Origin of the sequence: Imhoffiella purpurea, assembly GCF_000585215.1 — a bacterium.
GTDB classification, from domain to species: Bacteria; Pseudomonadota; Gammaproteobacteria; order Chromatiales; family Chromatiaceae; genus Imhoffiella; species Imhoffiella purpurea.
Genome location: NZ_AONC01000020.1, coordinates 26,540 through 47,662, shown reverse-complemented (window position 1 = coordinate 47,662; position 21,123 = coordinate 26,540). Strand labels below are relative to the sequence as shown.

15 protein-coding genes are annotated in these 21,123 nt (G+C 60.4%); 10 read left to right on the top strand and 5 right to left on the bottom strand.

Going from position 1 to position 21,123, the window contains the following annotated elements; translation table 11 throughout:
- The first annotated feature begins 172 nt into the window (after positions 1-172).
- The gene (locus D779_RS06895; protein ID WP_043751533.1) at positions 173-886 is read left to right on the top strand and encodes a ComF family protein; all 714 of its coding nucleotides are present in this window, start codon (positions 173-175) and stop codon (positions 884-886) included.
- 199 nt (positions 887-1,085) lie between these two features.
- Here the strand turns inward: D779_RS06895 and D779_RS06890 are convergent, their stop codons facing one another.
- The gene (locus tag D779_RS06890; RefSeq protein WP_043751531.1) at positions 1,086-2,339 is read right to left on the bottom strand and encodes a hypothetical protein; all 1,254 of its coding nucleotides are present in this window, start codon (positions 2,337-2,339) and stop codon (positions 1,086-1,088) included.
- Positions 2,340-2,391: 52 nt separating this feature from the next.
- Between D779_RS06890 and D779_RS06885 the strand changes: the two genes are divergently transcribed.
- Positions 2,392-2,970: a gamma carbonic anhydrase family protein gene (locus D779_RS06885; RefSeq protein WP_052347910.1), complete on the top strand. Its 579-nt coding sequence runs from the start codon at positions 2,392-2,394 to the stop codon at positions 2,968-2,970.
- A gap of 28 nt (positions 2,971-2,998) precedes the next feature.
- Here the strand turns inward: D779_RS06885 and D779_RS06880 are convergent, their stop codons facing one another.
- The 3 genes from D779_RS06880 to D779_RS06870 all read right to left on the bottom strand — a co-directional run bounded on the left by D779_RS06880 (position 2,999) and on the right by D779_RS06870 (position 9,012).
- The gene (locus tag D779_RS06880) at positions 2,999-3,904 is read right to left on the bottom strand and encodes a transglutaminase family protein (protein WP_043751528.1); all 906 of its coding nucleotides are present in this window, start codon (positions 3,902-3,904) and stop codon (positions 2,999-3,001) included.
- Positions 3,901-6,486, bottom strand: coding sequence for a circularly permuted type 2 ATP-grasp protein (locus tag D779_RS06875; RefSeq protein WP_043751525.1), 2,586 nt, complete (start codon positions 6,484-6,486; stop codon positions 3,901-3,903). The genes D779_RS06880 and D779_RS06875 overlap by 4 nt, the downstream gene beginning before the upstream one ends.
- Before the next feature lie 72 nt (positions 6,487-6,558).
- Positions 6,559-9,012: a sensor domain-containing protein gene (locus D779_RS06870; protein WP_232424100.1), complete on the bottom strand. Its 2,454-nt coding sequence runs from the start codon at positions 9,010-9,012 to the stop codon at positions 6,559-6,561.
- A gap of 746 nt (positions 9,013-9,758) precedes the next feature.
- On the opposite strand from D779_RS06870, the gene D779_RS23100 reads away from it, so the two are divergent.
- The 7 genes from D779_RS23100 (at position 9,759) to D779_RS06835 (ending at position 19,674) form a co-directional block, all read left to right on the top strand.
- Entirely contained in the window at positions 9,759-10,370 is a 612-nt protein-coding gene (locus D779_RS23100) for a GspH/FimT family pseudopilin (protein WP_052347909.1), read from the top strand.
- Positions 10,367-10,855, top strand: coding sequence for a type IV pilus modification protein PilV (gene pilV / locus D779_RS06860; protein ID WP_043751520.1), 489 nt, complete (start codon positions 10,367-10,369; stop codon positions 10,853-10,855). Before D779_RS23100 ends, pilV begins: the two co-directional genes overlap by 4 nt.
- Entirely contained in the window at positions 10,852-11,958 is a 1,107-nt protein-coding gene (locus tag D779_RS06855) for a PilW family protein (protein ID WP_081763375.1), read from the top strand. Before pilV ends, D779_RS06855 begins: the two co-directional genes overlap by 4 nt.
- A gap of 11 nt (positions 11,959-11,969) precedes the next feature.
- Complete coding sequence (locus D779_RS06850; protein WP_198295681.1) at positions 11,970-12,482, top strand: pilus assembly PilX family protein; 513 nt, start codon at positions 11,970-11,972, stop codon at positions 12,480-12,482.
- Between the two features lie 90 nt (positions 12,483-12,572).
- Positions 12,573-17,732: a PilC/PilY family type IV pilus protein gene (locus D779_RS06845; RefSeq protein ID WP_081763374.1), complete on the top strand. Its 5,160-nt coding sequence runs from the start codon at positions 12,573-12,575 to the stop codon at positions 17,730-17,732.
- A 131-nt stretch (positions 17,733-17,863) separates the two neighbouring features.
- Positions 17,864-18,298 carry a type IV pilin protein gene (locus D779_RS06840; RefSeq protein WP_043751517.1) on the top strand — a complete coding sequence of 145 codons (435 nt, stop codon included), beginning with the start codon at positions 17,864-17,866 and terminating at the stop codon, positions 18,296-18,298.
- A 362-nt stretch (positions 18,299-18,660) separates the two neighbouring features.
- A complete protein-coding gene (locus D779_RS06835) occupies positions 18,661-19,674 on the top strand; it encodes a class 1 fructose-bisphosphatase (protein WP_043751514.1) in 1,014 nt (337 codons plus the stop codon).
- A 68-nt stretch (positions 19,675-19,742) separates the two neighbouring features.
- On the opposite strand, the gene D779_RS06830 is transcribed toward D779_RS06835, so the two are convergent.
- A complete protein-coding gene (locus D779_RS06830; protein ID WP_052347904.1) occupies positions 19,743-20,267 on the bottom strand; it encodes a hypothetical protein in 525 nt (174 codons plus the stop codon).
- Positions 20,268-20,392: 125 nt separating this feature from the next.
- Here D779_RS06830 and D779_RS06825 point away from each other — a divergent pair, with 125 nt between their 5' ends.
- The gene (locus D779_RS06825; RefSeq protein ID WP_043751551.1) at positions 20,393-21,112 is read left to right on the top strand and encodes a Crp/Fnr family transcriptional regulator; all 720 of its coding nucleotides are present in this window, start codon (positions 20,393-20,395) and stop codon (positions 21,110-21,112) included.
- Positions 21,113-21,123 lie beyond the last annotated feature (11 nt).

The window sequence follows — 21,123 nt, the reverse complement described above, 5'->3', positions numbered from 1 at the left end:
TCCGGCGAAGGGGCGGCCGCCAGTCGGAGAAGAGGAGGGTCGGGTGACGCCTGTCAGGGGTGTCGACAGCAGGGATGCTGTCGTCAAGCCTACAGGGATGTATTCACGGCGTCCCCGGACAGGCGTCACCCGATCCGGATCCACCAGGAAAAGGTTTCTAACCGAGTGCCACATGCTTGCCAGATTGGGCCATAGGCTGATATCCGCCGTCTTTCCTCCGACCTGCGTCCTCTGCGGCGCACCGGGGACCGAGGGACGCGATCTCTGCTCGGGCTGCGATGCCGATCTGCCGCGCAATCGCCCGGCCTGTGCCCATTGCGCCCTGCCGTTCGAGATGCCGGTACCGGAGGGAACCCTCTGCGGTTCCTGTCAGCGGCGCCGGCCCCGGCCGCCATTCGACCGCTGTGTCGCAGCCTTCCGCTACGAGGCCGAGGTTCCGGTTTTGATCGGTGGGGCCAAGTTCGAGGGGCGTCTCGATCGGGTCCGGCTGCTCGGTCAGTGTCTGGCCGCCGAGATTCGCGAACTGGGGATGCCGTTGCCCGAGGCGCTGGTTCCGGTGCCCTTGCATCGTCGTAGATTGCGCGAGCGCGGCTACAACCAGGCGCTCGAAATCGCTCGGGTGGTCGGGGCTGAATTGAGGCTGCCGGTCGATCCCTATTGCTGTGATCGCATTGCGGCGACGCCGCCCCAGGCCGGGCTCGACGAGCGGTCCAGGCGGCGCAATCTGCGCGGGGCATTCGTGGCTCGGGAGCCCTTTCCCTGGTCGCATGTGGCGATCCTGGACGACGTGGTCACCACTGGGAGCACCGTCGCCGAGCTGAGCCGGGTGCTGCGCAGGGCCGGGGCGCGAAGGATCGAGGTCTGGGCGGTCGCTCGGACGCCTTGATTCAGGGGGGGCTGGGGGCGCATACCTTGGGTGGCGCGCTCCGGGTCGGGTAACGGCTGTCCGGGGACGCCGTGAATACGTCCCTGTAGGCTTGACGGCAGCATCCCTGCTGTCGACACCCCTGACAGCCGTTACCCGACCCTCCGCGGTCGACCGTCGGCTGGGCGCTGGCTTGGACGATTGGCGGTGTTCTCGTTTCTCAGCTCGATGGCTGGTGGTAGAGGGGGCGGTCGTCGATGCGCCGGTCGATATGGGCGATCATCTCGCGATAGAGACGCGCCTTGTCTTCGCCGTAGCCGGCGATGAAAGCGCCCCGGTTCATGCCCTCGGGGAGTCCGTCGATGCGCGGCATGAAATCGTCCTCGCTGAGTCCCTTCTTGGCGGCGCGCTGGATCTGTCGGGCACCCTCCGGTGTCTCTGTGGCGAGCTTGGCCAAGCGGATTCCGGAGCGGTTGGCCGCCATGTCCGGGAAGCTGAATCCGCTGCCGCCCTTGGAGTCCGACATCTCCTTGTACCAGCCGATCAGGCTGGAGAAGGTGTCGTTTCCCTGGATGGCGATCGCGGCCGAGGCGACGAAGTGCTGGCTCAGGTCGGGGCGTCCGCGCAGCACGACCGTGCGTGGGCGAAGTGCCGCCTTCGAATCTGATGCCGGGTCTGGATCGCGGATGGTCTGGCCGTTGACGTAGGCGGCCAGGACCATGAGCACCGCGCGGTTCTCTCGGATCGGATCCGCCTCGGCCGGTCGTTCGCCGGCCTTGGAGAAGAGATAGGACATGAGGTCGGCCAGTGTGACGGTCCGGGCGCGTGGGTGTTCGGCGGCCCAGCGGTCGAGATCCTCCTGATAGCGCAGCAGCAGCGGAAGTTCGGCCTCGGCCAGCATGCCGCTGCCGATCCGTTCCAGCAGGTCGGGGCGCCAGGCGTAGGAAAGCGTCAGCCGGTCCGGGGCGATGACGAGATCGCGCACCAGTTCGCGGTGATCGACCCTCGACATGGCCCGTTCGGCGAAGGATTCGATCAGCGCGCTGGGCAGCGGCAGTCCGGCCAGGCGCGCCGATTCGATACTGGGCTGATGATCGCGCTCGACCAGGATGCATTCGAGATTGAGATAGCCCTGGACCAGATCCCAGGGCAGGGCGAGCGATGCCTGGATCAGTGCCTGGCCGTCGCCGAGCTGGATGTCGGCGCGTCCCTGGCCGAGCTTGTCCATCAGTGCGTTGGCGATCAGGTCGAGTTGCCGCTCCGACAGATCCAGGTCGACCCATTGGCCTTGTCTGTGGCTCGCGGGCCGATGCTGCAGCAACCATTGTCTGGTCCAGGCACCCTCCTCGGCGCTGATCTTCAGATCCTGCCGGACCAATGGCAGGCGGTCCTGAAGGACCATGGCGCCGGCGACGAGCATCAGCAGGAGTATCGGGGTCAGCAGCCAGCCGAGGACCTTGAGGAAAAGACGCATCTGGGGTATCCGTGTTCAGATCGACGAAAGAGGTTTTCGTATCAATTCAGCCATGAGCCACTCTGCAGACAGAGACCGCGTCGGGCGGTCGAATATCCGCTCCTTCGAGGGGCGGTCGCCCATCGTCGCCGAGGACGCCTGGATCGACGAGACGGCCGTCGTCGTCGGTGACGTGACCCTGGGCGCCGAGTCCTCCATCTGGCCGCAATGCGTGGTGCGTGGCGACATCCACCGCATCGAGATCGGCCGCCGGACCAATATCCAGGACGGCAGCGTACTGCATGTGTCGCACGACAGCCGCTTCATGCCGGGCGGTGCGCCCCTGATCGTTCATGATGGCGTGACGGTCGGTCATCAGGTGGTCCTGCACGGCTGCGAGATCCAGGATCATTGTCTGGTCGGTATCGGCGCTCGCGTACTGGATCGTGCCCTGCTGCAGCCTCGGACCATGCTGGGCGCCGGGTCGCTGGTGACGCCCGGACAGGTGCTGGAGGGCGGCTATCTCTGGCTCGGCGCCCCGGCCCGTCGGGCGCGGGCGCTCACTGACCGCGAGCTCGAATACCTGGACTATGTCGCCGACAACTATGTGCGTCTGATCGCGCGCTATCGGGAGGGGGGCGGGCCGGATTGAGCGCAGGCGCATCGCGATGGCTCGCGGTTCATCGCGCCGGCATCTCCGGCGTCGGCTGGCTCTCGAGGCGGTCGACGTCGACGGCGACCCGTAGATCGTGCGTCCCGCCGCCGTAGAAGATGCCGCGCAACGGGGTCACGTCCTGGAAATCGCGGCCGATGGCGGTGGTGATATGTTGCTCCTGCGGGACCTGATCGTTGGTCGGATCGAAGTCGACCCAGCCGATGTCCGGGATCAGGACCGAGAACCAGGCATGGGAGGCATCCGCGCCCTGGAGCTTGACCTGGCCGGGCGGCGGCAGGGTCTCGAGGTAGCCGCTGACGTAGCGCGCGGCGATGCCCAAGCCGCGCAGCCCCGAGATGGCGATATGGGCGAAGTCCTGGCAGACGCCGCGCCGGTTCGCCATCACCTCGGCGACCGGGGTGGTGACGGTGGTCGAGGCGGGGTCGTATTCGAACTCGCTGTAGATGCGCCCCATGAGATCGAGCGTCGCCTCCAGGATGGGGCGATCCGGCTCGAAGGAGATGGCCGCATAGTTGCGCGCGTCCGGATCCAGCGGGATCAGGGGCGAGGGCAGGGTGAAGATGCGTGCGTCGATCATGAGGCCGTCGCCCTTGTCGTAGAGCCGCTCGATGGCACGCTCCCAGGCGGGCGTCTTGCTCGCCTCGGGCAGGACGCAGGGCGTGACCTCGACATCGCTCTGCGCCGTCACCTCCAGCGCGTCGTGGGCCTGCTGGATGGAGAAATAGTTCACCCGGTTGCCGAAGAAGTCCTCGTGTTCGCGGCTGACGGCGGGCCAGGGATCGACCCTGATGACGGATCCGAGGCACTGCTGGCGGCGCGTCTGGATGGGCTTCAGATGGGCGATGCTGTGACAGAGCGAGACGGTTTCGGCGTACTCGTAGCGCGTGACGTGCTGGATGCGGAACTTCATGGCTGCATCGTCCCCGTGCGGCGAAGCAGGCTGTGCGGCTGTTCTTCGTGGCGGAAATATTGTGCCGTGATGGCGTCCGAGAGCGCCGCCAGCTCGGTGTCGAGATCGGCCAGCATCCTGGCCAAAACCTCCCGGCGCGGCTCCTGTCCCTCGACCTGGATCAGTGCGTTGATCTCGGCGAGCCGGATGCCGGTCAGGCTCTTGAGCACCAGCTTCTCGGCCGGGGTGCGGCCCATGGACAGATCGCCTCTGGGAAGGTCGGAGACCAGCTTGGACAGCACCGCGAACTGATAGGCGAGGGCGCGGGGATTGCCTTCGTCCTGGAGCACCAGGTCCAGCAATGCGCCGATCCGGGTGCCGCCGCGATAGCGCCGGCGGTAGGTGATGAGGCTGTCGGTGATGCCCAGAACCGCCTCGATCACCATGTTCTCGTCCTGCTCCCCGGAGACCGGGACCAGCATGGACTGCAGCAGACTGGCCGTCGCGGTGCCGCGCTCGAGCCGCCGGCCGGTTTCGAGGAAGTGCCAGCCCTCGTTGTGGGTCATGTTCTCCTGGCTGAGGCCGGAAAAGGCGACGAGCGAGGTCACCAGAGGGTCGAGCTCGTCGAGGGCCTGGGACAGCTGGCTCGGCGGATGCTCGGAGAGGCTGGCGACCAGCCGGTCGATGTCGCTGATGATGCGCCAGGTGTCGGCGGAGAGACGGTCGCGCACCGAATAGGCGGCCTGACCCAGCGCCTCCAGGGTGCGCGGCAGTCCGCCGACCCTGGAACGGTCCGAGATGAGCGAGAGCAGCTCCGGGACGGGATCGCGCAGACGCTCCTCGGCGCCCTCGCCGATGAATCCGGGGAAGGTCTGGGTCTGGTTGGTGAGCGCCTCCAGCAGCGAGCGCAGACAGGAGGCGTTGGCCTTGCTCAGCGCGAAGTCGCCGCGCTCGGAGAACTTGAAGATGGTGATGCGCAGCAGGCGGACCAGACCCTCGGCGCGTTCGGCGTAGCGCCCGATCCAGAACAGATTGTCGGCCACGCGGCTGGACACGGCGCTTTCCTTGACCACCGCGGGTGCCAAGAGCTCGGCCGATGGCAGCAGGCTTTCCTGGCGCTCGGGCTCGGAGGCCAGGACCCAGACGTCCTTGCCCAGTCCGCCGAGCTGGGTCGAGAGCAGGGTGGCATCGTGGCTCGAGGCCACGCGGCCCAGTCCGCCCGGCATGACCGCATAGCCTTCCTCCTCGGCGATCAGGAAGGCGCGCAGAACGCTCGGGCGCGGCTCGAGATGCTGGCCGATCAGGGCCGGTGTCGTGGATGGTTGGATGCGCTCCTGGGCGATATAGGCGCTGGGGTTACGTTTGATGGCCTCGATCAGCGCCGCCCGTGCGGTGGGCTCCATCGCCGCGGGGAACAGAGGCGTCTGCTTGAGCGAGCGGATGCAGGGCCTGATGGTCAGTCGGTCCAGGTGTTCGAGCACGTGCCCCCTGGCCTCCGGATCGCCGCACCACCAGGTCGGGATGTCCGGCAATGCCAGGGTCTCGCCGAGCAGATGCTGGCAGATCCCCGGCAGGAAGGCCATCAGGGCCGGATGTTCGAGGATGCCGCTGCCGAGGGCGTTGGCCAGGACCAGGTTGCCGGTACGCACCGCCTGCACCAGTCCGGGGACCCCGAGCAGCGAGTCCTCGCGCAGTTCCAGCGGGTCGCACCAGCTGTCGTCGAGTCGGCGCAGGACGGCGTCGATGCGCTCCAGACGGCCGAGCGTGCGCAGCCAGAGCGCGCCGTCGCGCACCGAGAGATCGGCGCCCTGGACCAGGGTGTAGCCCAGATAATTGGCGAGATAGGCGTGCTCGAAATAGGCCTCGTTCTGCGGACCCGGGGTCAGCAGCACGACTCGCGGGTCTTCGCCGTGATGGGGCGCGAGTCGGGTCAGGGTCCTGCGCATCGAGCGGAAGAACCCGGCCAGACGGTGGACGTGCGAATCGCGGAACAGGCTGGGCAGGACCCGCGACAGCACCACGCGGTTCTCCAGGGCGTAGCCCGCGCCCAGCGGGCTCTGGGCGCGGTCGCCGATGACCCGCCAGCGGCCGTCGGGGGTGCGGGTGAGGTCGGCCGCATAATGGACGAGCGGACGTGCGCCCGAGACATCGATCCCGTGGCAGGGCAGCAGATAGCCGGGATCGCCGTCGATCAGCTCGGCCGGGATCAGTCCCAACCGCAGCAGCTCGCGCGGACCGTAGAGATCGGCCAGAATGAGATTGAAGAGTTCGGCGCGCTGGATCAGACCGCGCTCGAGTTCGGCCCATTCCTCGCTGCGGATGAGCAGCGGAAGCAGATCCAGCTCCCAGGGGCGCGACATTCCCCGGGGATCGCCGTTGAGGTTGTAGGTGACCCCATTGTCGCGGATGAGCCGCGACGCCTCGCGCCAGCGCGCCTCGATGCCGGTCGGCCCGAGCGTGCGCAGGGCGTCCAGCAGATACTGCCAGTGCGGACGCACCTCGCCCTCGGCGGTGCGCATCTCGTCGAAGCAGTCGGCGAGTGGAGTATAGGCGTCGACCAGCCCCGAGGATTCGAGGGTGGGCGCGAGATCGGGGACTGACATACGGACGCTCGTTCGGCAATGCGGACGCTGGGATTAGACACGTCTCGCCAAGGGGGTGCAAGGCGCGGAGGCTCAACTCCTGTAGGGGCGCGGACGCGTGGGCGGCTTGTTGGGATCGATCAGGATCTGGATGTCCTCGGCGCTGCGCGGCTCTCCCCAGAGGTCGCCGACGGCCTCGTTGCAGCCCAGGGTCGACAGCAGGTTGAACTGCTTGTCCGAGCGGACGCCATCGGCCCGGGTGGTCAGATTGAGGGCCTGAGCCATGTTGATGATGGCCTGTACGACCGCCTGGTCATGGACCGAATCCGTCAGGCACTCGATGAAATCGGCGTGGATGGACAGGGTCTTGATCGGCAGCCGCTGAAGCACCGCGGGAGCCGTCCAGCCGCCTCCGACCTCCGAGAGCGTGGTCATGACGCCGAGTCGGTTCAGTCCGACGAAGATCTCGGCGATCTGCTCGCGGTGCTTGAAGAGGAGCGCCTCGCTGAACTCCAGCTCCAGCCGATGGGCGGTCAGTGGGTGCTCCTCGATCAGCTGCGCCACCGTCGGCACCAGATCGCCGCGGATGAGCTGCGTCTCGGAGATGGCGACCGACAGACAGGTGACCGGAAGCCCCTGAGCGACCCAGGTCTGCAGCTGTCGGCAGGCGGTGCGCAGGGTCAATTGACTCAGTTCGAGCGCGAGCCCCATGTCGTTGGCCAGGGTCAGAAAGCGCTCGGGCGTGACCAGGCCGAGCTCCTGTTGCGCCCAATGCAGCCTCGCCTGGACCAGGATGCAGCGTTTGTCGAGCAGATCGAATCCGCGTCGGTAGAGCACCTGGAACTCGTGGTTGCGCAGCCCGGCGCGCATCTGAGCGGCCATGTGCTGCTGATCGCTTCTGGGCTCGCTCGGTTCGCTCGTGGCGATACGGAATCCGTTGCGGCCCCGGCGCTTGACCATGCGCAATGCCGACTCGGTGCGGGCGATCAGGGTTCCTCGGTCGATGTTGGCGTCGTCGTTGAAGGCGATGCCGATGCTGACCGTGACGAACACCTCGTGTCCCTCGACCCAGAAGGCGGCCCTGAGCGAGGACTGCAGCCGCCGCGCGATCTCGGCGATCTCATCTTCCTCGTAGATCTCTTCGATGATGAGACCGAACTGGTCGGCGCGCAGCCGGGCCAGCGTATCCGCGGGACGGATCACCTCGCGCAGACGCATGGCGACCGCGCGCAGCAGTTCGTCGCCGATGTGATGCTCGAGGCTGTCGTTGATGTTCGAGAAGCGGTCCAGGTCGAGCAGCAGGGCCGCGATCTTGGTCTCCTTGTGGCGGCCGAGTTCGAGCGCGTGTTCGAGGCGGGATTCGAACAGCAGGAGATTGGGCAGCTTGGTCAGTGCGTCGTAATGGATCAGATGCTCGGCACGCTGCGGCGGGGTGGAGGCGGCGCTCCGGTCGGCGAAGACGCCGACGAAATTCAACACCCGCCCGCGCGGATCCACGACGCGTCGGATGGTCAGCTTCTGGCGGTAGATCTCGCCGTCCTTGCGTCGGTTCCAGATCTCTCCCTGCCAGAAGCCGTGCCGCAGCAGCCGCCGCCACATGGAGATGAAGAAGCTCTTCGGGTGCCATTGCGAGTTGAGCAGATTCGGCTTGTTGCCGATGACATCGGCTTCGGTGTAGCCGGTGATCTGCGAGAAGGCCGAATTGACGGCCACGATGGTGCCCCCGGCATCCGTGATGACCACGCCCTCCGAGGTGGAGGCATAGACGGCGGCGGACTGCAGCAGGCGGCGCTCGGTCTCGCGGACCTTGGTAACGTCGCGGATATTGATGACGATCCCGTTCACGACGCCCTGATCGTCCCGATGCGGGAACAGCCGCACCTCGGCATCGCGCGGTCGTGCATCGCGCCCGAGCTCCTGAATGTCCTCGACGATGATGTCGCCCTGATCGAGGCAGCGGCCCAGGCTGCTGTAGAGAAGCGCGGTCAGTGGCCCCTTGCCGCACGCATCCTTGAACGGGCGGCCGGCGACGATCTCGCCGGCGTGGCCGGCAGCGCGCAGGAAGGGGGTGTTGGCGGCCAGCAGATGACATCCCCTGTCGACGTAGGCGATTCGATCCGGGGACGAAGACACGATATCGGCGTAGCGCGCGAGCGCCTGCTCGACCTTGCAGCGCTCCGTGATGTCCATGACCACGCCATACATCCTGTTGGTCAAAGAACCCTCAGTGGTTTTCATCTGGCCGGTGGATTCGAACCAGCGTATCTCGCCGTTCGTGTCAGGGACGCGAAAGCGGATGCGAATTGGCTCTGATGTTTCGCGTGCATGCTGGAGGGCAGCGAGTACCTGTTCGCGATCCGTTGGCAGGATCCGCCGGATGACGTCGTTGCGATCGATCGTTTCATCCGGTGAAAAGCCCCAAAGATCCCGCCAGGTTTTCGGGGCGTAGATGCGTCCGGTTGCAAGTTCCAACTCCCACCTGGCAGCTTGGATCAGTGAGAGTACTTCGTCCGTTGCGGTGGTGGGTTTGACATCCGTTTGGTCCATCGCGTGGCGGAGAACGATCGCCAGCAGTCTTGGAGGGTTCTCGGCCGAATCCGGTATGCGAGAGACTGAGATCGAAGCGGACAGGGTTCCGCCGCGCTGAAGGGTAAAACGGGCGTCCAGTTCCAGCCGTTGCCTGGCGTCGTCGCTCAGAAGTGGGCTCAGTGCGTCGTCGACCGGTGTGAGCAGCAATTCCTCGAATGTCGTCCCCGACACCCGTTCTCGTGTGTGGCCCAGGAGATCCAGCAAGACGTCGTTCACCTCTAGCACGGAGAGCTGGTGATCCAGGATGAACGCGCCCATGGGGAGAGCAGCGATGAAGGGGTAGGGGGCGAAGCTAGACACGTATGAAGCACGAGACCAGGGTTGGCGGATCGGAAAGGAAGGTCTAGGAGCGGAGGGTGTCAGCGCGCCCATTGACCTTGAGATGCTCGATTATACACCTCGCCTGAGACGGGGTAGTTGTCGCGAAGATATTGTGGGCGCCTTCACACTGACACACCAAAACATCGGTTAAGCTTACATAGTGCAGGTAATGTTAGCGCTCGTACACGCAGGTCCATTTCATTTTCACTGAGCGCAAACTAATCAAACTTTTGGTTCTGCGCTGCTGAAAAATCGCCTAATTTATATAAATCATGGTCTTAAGTGCGCAGATCCGGAGATATGTGTGACGAGACGACGCAGGTTGGGCGGGGGCAATCTCGCCTCAATCGCCGGTTAGATTTGCAACCAACGGAGAGGGATTGATGCCCATTAGCCCGAGCCATCAGGCAGGGAGCCTTTGGCTGAACCACCGCATGCGCGCCCACTTCCTCGCCGGCTTGAGGCGGCGCTCCTTGGCTGGCTTCACGCTGGTGGAGCTGGTCGTGACCATCGCGATCGCGGCTATCCTGCTTACCATCGGTGTGCCGAGCTTTCAAAGTGTCATCCGTACCAACCGTGTTGCGGCACTAACCAACGATTTATCCACCGCGTTGCAACTCGCCCGCTCTGAGGCGGTGACGCGCGGCAAGCAGGTGACGGTGTGCAAATCCGACGATATCTACGACAGTGCGCCGAGCTGTAATACCAACGCCAATTGGCAGGATGGATGGCTGGTATTCGTGGATGACGACAGAAACGGCAGTTGGGATTCCGGCGAGCTTCAGCTGAGAGTCGGGCAACCCGCGATTACGACTGCCGTGATTACCAGTAGTGAAAATTTCGCAAACTACATCAGCTTCACCCAGACCGGCCAAACAATGGGCAGCAGTAGTACCGCCGATGGTTCATTTGTTATCTGTGTCGCGCCCGAACAGCGAACTATTGAGCTCAATAAAATTGGCCGTCTTGCCATTCAAAAAGGAACTTGCACATGAACGCTCGGCTTTCTCGCCCAAATAAAGGAGGCCAAGCGGGCTTTACACTTATCGAAGTGCTGATCGCCGCCATCGTCCTCTCCGTAGGGCTGCTTGGCATGGCGGGATTGAATACGGTATCACTCAAGATGAGTCAGGGTTCCTATCAGCGCACCCAGGCGACCAATCTGGCCTACGAGATTGCGGATGCGATGCGGGTGAATCGTGAGAATGCTGGGAGCTATACCGGTAACGTTGATTCTGAGTGTGACAAGAGTTTCTCGCGCTCTAGTGGAACGATCGCGACCGAAGATATAAATGAATGGAAAAACCGCCTTGCCTGTCTGTTGCCTGAAGGTCAAGGAAGTATTGATAAGTCGGGAAATGTGCTCACTATTACCGTTTGTTGGAATGAGTCGCGATTGGAAGAATCTGAAGACGACTCTGAGTGTGAGGATGCAGATATTCAGGGAACGATGCATTTTAAATTTCGGACGGAACTATGAATCTTCATGTTGCCCGCTTGTCGGTTTATTCACAGTCAATCCAGCGGCGTGGATTTACGCTGGTCGAACTGATGGTCGCCATGCTGCTCGGGCTCTTCCTAACCGGTGGGGTCATAGCGCTTTTTATCGGCACTAAGCAAAGCTACCGAACGAGCGAGCAGATGTCGGTCTTGCAGGAAAACGGCCGCTTCGCGCTTGATTATCTCGTGCAACATATTCGGCAAGCTGGGTTCAATGGAAGCTGCACCAATGCTTCGGATTTGTTCAATAATCTTTTGGATGAAAGCGCTACAGGCTACGCTGGTTACGAGTACCGCTACGATATCATCGATTTCATCAGGGGATGGGATGGCGATGATGCTGCCACTGCCGGGTTGGAGGCTAGTGCTCCGCTCAATGGATACGTGGCAGAGACTGATGTATTAATCGTCAAGCATGCGGCAATGCCATCCGGTCTGACGCCGACAGTAGACTCGCTGGCTTCCGATGCGATTAGTATTGGCGTCAACGAGACAGGCGTTTCCAATAAATCCGCGATCTATGTAATCTCCAGTGGTTACGGTTGTGACTTATTTCAAAACACAGCCGCCAGCGGTGCAGCTACGCTTTCGCGTGACAGTAGCGCCAGTGAACGAGGGCCTGAAAACAAAGCCACTTCCGTGGCGATCAACAACCATTTCGATGGAATGGTTGTTCGACGATTTTACAGCGGACTTTATTATATCGGTACGAACAATGATGGCAAAATCGGGCTTCGTGAACGCCTTTTCAGCGATGGTCACGCAAAAGACTCGGTTTCCATCATTGCAGACAGTGATCAGGAGTTAATTGCTGGCGTCGTCGACATGCAGATAGAGTATGGGGTCGACACTATCGGTGGCGAAGACCGACTCGTGAATAGATATGTCAAAGCCAACGAAGTCACCGATTGGAGTCAAGTCCTCGCTGTCAAGGTTAGTCTTCTCCTTAGAAGCGATAGAACCAATTTGGTCGAATCGCCAATGTCACTACCTTTTGAGGGGGGCGTTTTTACCGCTGACGATGGTGACCGCCGGCTCTATCAGGCATTCACAACTACTGTCGCAATACGTAACAGGCTTTGATGGCAAGCACAATGAAGATTAGCGTGTTCCAATTTCGCCGTCAGCAAAAAGGCGCAGTCCTGATGATATCGCTCATCCTTCTCGTGCTGCTGACGATCATCGGTATCACCGCGATTCTTTCCAGTAGTCTCGACGAGCGCATGGCTGCGAATGCGCGTGCGCGGAATCTCGCCTTTCAGGCAGCGGAATCGGCCTTGCGCCAGGGCGAAAGGTTTGTGCTTGAGAGCGCATGGGATAAGCTCAAAGATGACGTATCCAGTCAGCATCCCAATCCGGATGACGATGATGCCTGGACAAATATCAACTGGGACAAGCAGAAAGTCTATACCGGCCCTATCGGTGATGGCACCGACGATGTCGTCGCCAGACCAAGCTACGTGATCGAAAAGCTCACGGCAACGGGCAGCAGTCTAACCGGAAGAGACATGACCGGAATTTATCGCGTTACGGCCTATGGGCAAGGCAGCACAGCTACAGCGGTCGTTGTGTTGGAGCGCATTGTTAGGCGCACCAAGACCAACTAAGCGACGCACACTTTATTCAACGTATTTAAAAACTCATTTTTCATTTTTCAGCCGCCTGAGTCGGCGCCGCGTTTTCACTGGAGAGACATTATGTCTGACCGTGACGATTCCCCCTCTTTGATGAATAAGTCCAAGGCGCTTCTTCTCGGCTTCGTCCTTGCATGCCCCATCGCATCCGTCGTCGCGGAGGATCTTGCTCAGTACCCTTTATTTGGTGGCGGCGGTATCGGTGCCCCCCCGCTTACCATGATCGTCATGGGTCGCGATCATACTCTCTATTACGAAGCCTACAACGATGCATCGGATCTTAGTGGCGATGGGGTATTGGATGTCGGTTATAAGCCGAATATGGTCGACGCCGATGGCAATCAGGTCGACTATTTCGGGTATTTCGACTCTTATCTTTGCTATAGCTATACCAATGGCCGCTTTGAGCCCGTTGGGACAACATCAACGAAGAAGTGTTCCGGAAGTTGGAGTGGCGATTTCCTCAATTACATCACGACTGCTCGAATCGATGCATTGCGCAAAGTTCTTTATGGTGGGCGTCGCATTGTCGATACCGACACTGAAACTGTCATCGAGCGATCTTACATCCCTCAGGATGCACATAGCTGGGGGAAAGAATACAAAGGTGTAGAGCATGACGGTTATGACATCAGTGATTATACGCCTCTGTCGCAACCGCTAGAGGGAACTCGCCATCTTTTTGCAAATACCACGCTGCTAAAATCCGGAAATAAAGAGCCGCTCATGCGGGTCTTGAACGATTCGCGGTTTCGTATCTGGGAATGGGTTGCTATAGAGCGGCCAGTGGCTGGCGATGATTGTATTGATCATTCAACTAAGTGCGAGACCAACGCGACAACCTTACGTGGCAGTCACCCGAACAACGCAGTCGACTTTCAGGCTTTGATCGATACATGGGGAACGCAAACGCAGCAATGCAATAGTGATGAAATAGGCGGCGGAAGAATCGACGGAACAGGTAATCCTTTCTCTAACGTAGCGCATTGCAGTAATGATTATTATCTGACCGTTATATCTGGTCAGATTTATGTTCCGAAGGATGGTGATTATCAGTTTGCGACGAATGGTGATGATGCTGTTGAATTGCTGATTGATAATGCGGTGATTACTGGATGGTATGGTAATCATGCGGCTCGAAATGATAACAATATTAAGAACCGCGCAAATAATACGGGGTCTGTTGTGACAAAGGCGCTATCCGCTGGATGGCATGACTTTGAGTTTCATCATGAGGAAGGAACGGGAGGCGATAGCTTTCAATTGCTATGGAAGCCACCTTCGGAATCTTGGGCAATCGTTCCTGCCTCCAGTCTGCGCGATCCGTCGGGTGGCAACAATGCCCCAACGATTACCACCTACAGTATGGAGCGAACGGTTTCAGCGTCTAGGATAGCTGACTATAACGTTCGTGTGCAGGTATGCGACTCTGAGTTTCCAGATAGTAACTGCAAATCTTATTATCCAGCAGGCACTTTGAAACCTGTCGGTCTCTTGCAGGATTACGGTGAGTCGGACGAAATGCTCTTCGGTCTGCTCTCGGGGTCATTCAAGCACCCCACCAACATGCGCGGCGGTGTATTGCGCAAAAACATCGAGAGCTTCCAGGATGAGGTCGATCCAGATACGGGCATCTTTACTAATGTAGTTGGAATCGTGAAGACGATCGACAGATTTCGGATTGTCGATTTTAATATGAATTCAAATTATCAATATCAAGGAGGTTGGCTCACCACTGCTCCAATGTCGGATTCAAACAGTCAGTTTCCCGACTGGGGGAATCCCATTGGAGAAATGATGTACGAGACGCTGCGTTATTTTTCTGGAAAAGGCGAAGCGACTACGGAGTTTTTGCCGAGTCTGACGAATGGTAAAGAACGAGTCACCTTGCGGGATTATTCGGGTGATTCTTATATCGATTTGCCCGCTCCAGACTGGAAGGACCCTTATACGCGCGAGGAAAATCCGGCGCTGTATTGTGCGCCAGGTGCGCAGTTGGTCATCAGTGACGTCAATCCGTCTTATGACAGCACCTATGTGCCTGGAACTTCGTTTGGGAGTTTTAGCGGCGATATAACTGGACTCAATGTCACGACCGAGGCAAACGCCATCTGGGATGAAGAACATGGCGGGTCAAGCTTGCATTTTATCGGCCAGGTTGGCGCTGATTATGATGGCGCACCAAGCGCTAAGACCGTCAGCGGATTGGGCAATATCCGCGGACTCTCGCCGTCCGCACCTACCAAGCAAGGAAGCTATTATTCGGCTGCGATCGCTCGCTATGCATACAAAAACGATCTGCGCGACAATATCGACGATAAACAGGATATCAACACCTTCGCAGTTGCGCTGGCCTCTCCCTTGCCAAGGATCGATATTCCGGTCGGTGATAGTCGTGTCACCCTGGTTCCCTTTGCCAAGTCGGTCGGCGGCAATAGCATCAACGCCAGTAAGGGGAGGTTTCAGCCGACCAACCAGATCGTCGATTTCTTTGTCGACACGTTCGCCAACACCGATCCCGATGGGTCTGATGCGGATCCAGATGTAAACGATGGCTGCGCCTCTGTGAAGTTCCGCATCAACTACGAGGACGTGGAGCAAGGCGCTGATCATGATATGGACGCCATCGTGGTCTACGAGGTAAAGGTCAAGCCAATCGACAATGCTTGTTCTAATACGCTAACCGTCACCCTGACCTCAGAATATGCTGCTGGGGGCATCATCCAGCACATGGGATATGTCATTTCCGGGACAGACAATGACGGGGTCTATCTTGAAGTGCGCGACAAGCTTGATGGGCAGGGCGCAGGGAATGACCCTGATTATTTTCTCGATACGCCGACCGGCGTGTCGCCGGGTGGCTGCGCAGGTTCCTCTCCGCCGACTGCTTGCGCCATCAACGGTGTCGACACCCCGCTGCTATTCGTTGCCACGCGCACTTTTGTCGCCAGTTCTACCGGTGATGCAGCTACTGTTCTCGATAATCCGCTCTGGTACGCTGCTAAATATGGATCGGAAGGCAACGAAGGGCTCGCTAAGGGTGAGCCATCACCCAACTATTTCCTCGTGACCAACGCGGGGAAACTTAAAGATCAACTGTCCGAAGCATTTAATCGCATCATCAAGCTTGATAAGACATCCGCAGTAACCGTAGCTGCTAGCTCGACCCAAACTCAAACCGATACCACACTTTACCGGGCCGCGTTCGATCCCGATGGCTGGATCGGGGAGTTGAAGGCGGTCAAAAAGGACGACACGATCTTATGGGACGCTGCAACGCTGATTCCAAGCCCGGATGATCGGCATATCTACACCTGGGATAATGGAGACAGGGGAGAAGATGCCTCGGTGACTCCGACTGGAATCGCATTCGACTGGGATTACCTGAATCCTGCTCAAAAAGCCCTTCTGCAGGGCGCGGAACCGGAAGCAGTCGGCGAGAACTTGGTCAACTGGTTGCGCGGCGCTTCGGTTACCGGCTATCGCTCCCGTGAAACTCTGCTGGGTGACATCGTCAATTCGGACCCGCTCTATATCCGCGAACCTGGTAATGACGGTTATGCCGCGATGCCGGAAGGAACGCCTGGGCGCGACACCTACATCGGCGATGGAAATTTTATTCTGAACCATGCCGATCGTAAGGCCATGATTTATGTCGGAGCCAATGACGGTATGCTGCACGCCTTCGAGGCCGCAACTGGTGTAGAGAAATTCGCCTATATCCCGAATGCCGTCTTTGAGAATCTGCCTCGGCTTGCGGATCCGGATTATCCTGATTCGCCTAACGCCCACCGTTATTTCGTCGACGGCTCACCATCGATCGGAGATGCCTATATCAATAGCGCCTGGCGGTCCGTTCTGATCGGCTCACTGGGTGCCGGCGGTCGAGCTGTCTTCGCCTTGGATGTCACCGATCCCGATGCATTCGACGCAACCAAGGTGCTCTGGGAGTTTACCGACGACGATCTCGGGTTGCTTGTCGGGCAGATGTCTCAAATCCCCGACCTGCCGCCGCCGCCGGCCGTCATCGGACGACTCCATAACGGCGCTTGGGCCGCGATCTTTGGCAACGGCTACGATAGCGGGACAGGCGCCTGGCTCTACATCGTCAATCTGGCTGATGGGAGTCTTATCAAGAAGATTCAGGTTTCAGGCGACGTACAGAATGGTTTGTCCGCAGTCAGCCTCATGCGAGACAATTCCTATACCGTCGTCGGTGCCTATGCGGGCGATCTAAAAGGAAATCTCTGGAAGTTCGATCTGACCGGTAGCTCCGTGGATGATTGGAAGGTTGCTTATGATGGCAGCTCAGTCTTCCAGGCTTCCTATGAAACGAAGAATCTCGATGGCGATACGGTGACGGTTTATCAACCCATTACCGGCGCGGTTGAAGTTTCTGAGCACCCTGCAGGCGGTTACATGGTCTATTTTGGAACAGGCCAGTATATGCGCCCCAGCGACCCTGGCAGCCGAAAGATTCAATCGGTGTACGGTATTTGGGACAACGCAATCCTAAAGTACGCGGAAAATCCGGCAGCCACCACGTGGGAGGGTGGCGAGGTGGTCCCTATCCCTGCCGACGGCAACAGCCAGCGCGACAGCCTTGTCGAACAGGAAATTCTGTACGAAGTCGATAATGACGGCAACGCGGATACGCCAAGCTGGCCGGTGATCTCGAACTATCCCATCAAACCAGGCTCACGCGCGACGCCGAGTGAGCGCGGATGGTTCATCGATCTGACCTCGCCCACCAACGGCCCCCAGGGAGAGCGTATCGTCAGTCGCCTCCAATTTCTCAAGGGAACGACAGACGTTATCTTTACTACCCTGATTCCGATTGAATCGGATGATCCATGTCAGGCTGGAGACGGACGCAGTCGCATTTGTCGGGTCAATATGCTGAGTGGCGGTGGACCCAAGACATCAAAATGGGATGTGAGCGGTGATGGCAAGTTCAATAGTGACGACCTGCTCACGGTCGGAGACGAAAAAGTCGCTGCAACCTGCGTCGAGACGGCCATGACGGATGCCCCGCGTATTCTGCTTCCCTCGGATGACGTCGATGATATACCCGATCCCACTGATGATCCTCCTCCTGATGATCCTCCTCCTCCTCCTCCTCCTACTGAGGATCCCGCCTATGATCTAAAAACGTCAACGGGTGACGATCCGAAGACCGACGCGGAAGCCGTAGGCCGTCAAAGCTGGCGTCAACTCCGCTGAACTAAAACGAAAACACTTGGTTTATCCGTGTGACACCGCTCTAGCGGTGTCACACGTCATCACTAAGCCGCGACGCGATCAATGCAATCGTGTTCAACTGATGACACACACGGGAATAGGTTTTTTTACCCATGCAAACAACCCGATCATTTGCCGCCGGCTTTACCCTGATCGAGCTCATGATCACGGTCGCCATCATTGGCATCCTCGCCGCGATTGCCTATCCGTCTTATCAGAATTCGGTTCGCAAATCCTGGCGGGCCAACGCGGCTGCCTGTCTCTCCGAGTTGGCGCAAGGAATGGAGCGGCGTTTTACCGGTAATTCGAGCTATGTCGGCGGTCTCCCGCCATCCGGCTGCCCGACCGAAGGCGGTATGGGGGATCGCTACACTTTCTCGTTTACCTCCGCCGCCACGGCGAGCGCCTTCAGTTTGCAAGCAGCGCCCGTTGCCGACGGTCCTCAGGCCAACGACAGTTGCGGCACCCTGACCATAAATCAGATGGGGCAGAAGGGCGTCACGAGCGCATCCACCGGCTATGATGCGGCTACCTGCTGGCGCCGTTGATCGATCTCGCCTGCGTTGGGTCAAGAGTTGCCAAACTTTTCAAGCGGGCGGAGTATTTGCTCCATAGGGGCCAGTATAGTTGGTCAGCCACTGGCGCGACCGGTTGGCCATTTTGCGCCACGCTCCACGCCTTCCCGCTCGCTGCTTTCGCGTTTGAATATTTTTCTTAAGGGATCGCATCGCGAGTACGTGGAGATGGCGAACGCGTTCAAGGCGTTCGCGCTCCCGCGCAAGCTCAAGACGCTCGCGCACCGGCTGCAAGTGCTTAGTCGTGGGGGTGGGTTCCTGTCCCATCTACGAACCACTTATACTCGTCCACTCACAAAACAATATTTCAGATAGCTTTCGAGACGAGGACAAGAATGCACAACGGTACGACCATCACCCAGTTCATCATCGAGGAGCAACGGAGCATCGCCGGGGCGACGGGTGATTTCACATCCCTGCTCAACGACGTGGTCACGGCCTGCAAGGTGCTCAGCAACATGGTCAATCATGGCGCCCTGGTGGGCGTGCTGGGCAGCGCCGGGACGGAGAACGTCCAGGGCGAGACGCAGAAGAAGCTCGATGTCCTCTCCAACGAGGTCTTCATCAAGTCCAACGAGTGGGCCGGCCATCTGGCGGCCATGGCCTCCGAGGAGATGGACGAGATCTATCCGATCCCGGCTCAGTATCCGCGCGGCAAGTATCTCCTGACCTTCGATCCGCTGGACGGCTCCTCGAACATCGACGTCAACGTCTCGGTTGGCACCATCTTCTCCATCCTGCGCTGCCCGGGCGGCAACGAGGAGCCGACCGAGCGCGATTTCCTCCAGGCGGGCACCCAGCAGGTCGCGGCCGGTTATGCGCTCTACGGTCCCTCGACCATGATGGTGCTGACCACGGGCAACGGCGTGAACGGCTTCACCCTGGATCAGAACATCGGCGAGTTCATCCTCACCCATCCCGACATGCAGATCCCGGCCGATACCCGCGAGTTCGCCATCAACGCCTCCAACATGCGCTTCTGGGAACCGCCGGTGCGCCGCTACGTCCAGGAGTGCCTGGACGGCAAGGAGGGGCCGCGCGGCGAGGACTTCAACATGCGCTGGATCGCCTCCATGGTGGCGGAGGTGCATCGCATCCTGACCCGTGGCGGCGTCTTCATGTATCCGATGGATGCCAAGATTCAGGCCAAGGGGCAGGGCGGCAAGCTGCGTCTGCTCTACGAGGCCAATCCCATGTCCTTCATCGTCGAGCAGGCCGGCGGCGGATCCATCACCGGACGCGAGCGCATCCTCGAGGTCCAGCCCGAGTCTCTGCATCAGCGGGTGCCCGTGATCCTGGGCTCGCGCAACGAGGTCGAGCGCATCCTCGGCTATCACAAGGACGCCTGATCCCGTCCCGCTTCGAGCCGGCCTTCGGGCCGGCTTTTTCGTCTTCGGCTTTCCAGGAGGCGGATTCCTCAATCCGCGGCTCCTGTCGTCGGTTCGTCCTGTGAGGTCGCATGTTCCGGCATCGCGATTCGAGCCCGATGCCCGGGGCCGCTGATGGCTTCGATCCGACCGTACCCCAGCATCTCCCCCATGATGCGGTGCGCGCGCTCGGCGATGAAGTCGTGCGAGAGACGCCGCTCGCGGTACAGGAGCCCCTCGAGTGCCTCGGAGTCTCGATAGAGGATCTGGGACGGCGCGGGGTTGAAGGCACGCTCCAGGCTGATGCGGGCGATGCGGCCCAGGTTCACGCCGCGTCCGTCGTCGAGGATGATCAGATGGGGTGCGAGTCCGCGCGACGGATCGGGCCGCGGAAAATCGATCAGCCCGAGCAGGACGAAGGACTGCCCCAGCTGGCGGATGTGCAGATGGGTGGCGCTGACCTCGATCTCGACCAAATGGACGGGCTGGCCGATGGCGCCTCTGAGTCGTTCGACCTGTCTGTCGTATTCGGCGCTGGGCCAGATGGGGGAGGGTGTCGCATCGTGCGGGGGCATGGGTTCGGGGCTCCTCCGGTCCGCGGGCGATCGGTTGCGCCATGACGGCGGCCTTGCGTTAGCATGAGGTCCGATCGGCGTCCGGCATGGTGCCGGTGCGCATCGGACGAGGTGCGATCATGGCCATGATCGAGGAATTGCGGCGGGCCCCGCTGCTGTCGAGACTCGACACCGATCAGCTGGAGCGGGTCGGCCGTCATGCGACGCGGGTGACGCTCGACGCGGATCAGCTGCTGTTCAGTCAGGGCGATGCCGCCAACCGCTTTTATCTGCTCCTTTCCGGGCAGATGCAACTCTTTCGGCTCTCGCCCGAGGGTGCCGAGAAGGTCATCGAGATCGTGAGCCCGGGTCAGACCTTCGCCGAGGCGCTCATGTTCCTCAGCGCGCCGCGTTATCCGGTCTGCGCCTCGGCGCTGATGTCGTCCGAGCTCCTGGCCATCGACGTCGTCGATTTCGCGGCCATGCTGCGCGAGTCGGTCGATACCTGCTTCGTGGTCCTGGGTGCGCTCAGTCAGCGTCTGCGCGGTCTGATCGGCGAGATCGACGACCTGACGCTGCACACGGCGACCAGCCGGGTTGCGCGCTATCTCGCGGCCAAGATGACGCCCGGCGAGCGGACGCTCGAGCTCGACGTCCGCAAGGGGATCCTGGCCTCGCGGCTCTCGGTCCAGCCCGAGACCTTCTCGCGGGTCGTCAAGTCGCTCACCGCGCGGGGCGTCATCCGCATGCAGGGCAGTCAGGTGACGGTGCTGGACGAGGAGGCGTTGCTGCGGGTCGGCGAACTCGAGGACACCCTCGAGCCCGGTCCGGTATCGATCGGTTCTCTGGGCTCGCTGCGGCCCTGACTTGGTCCCGG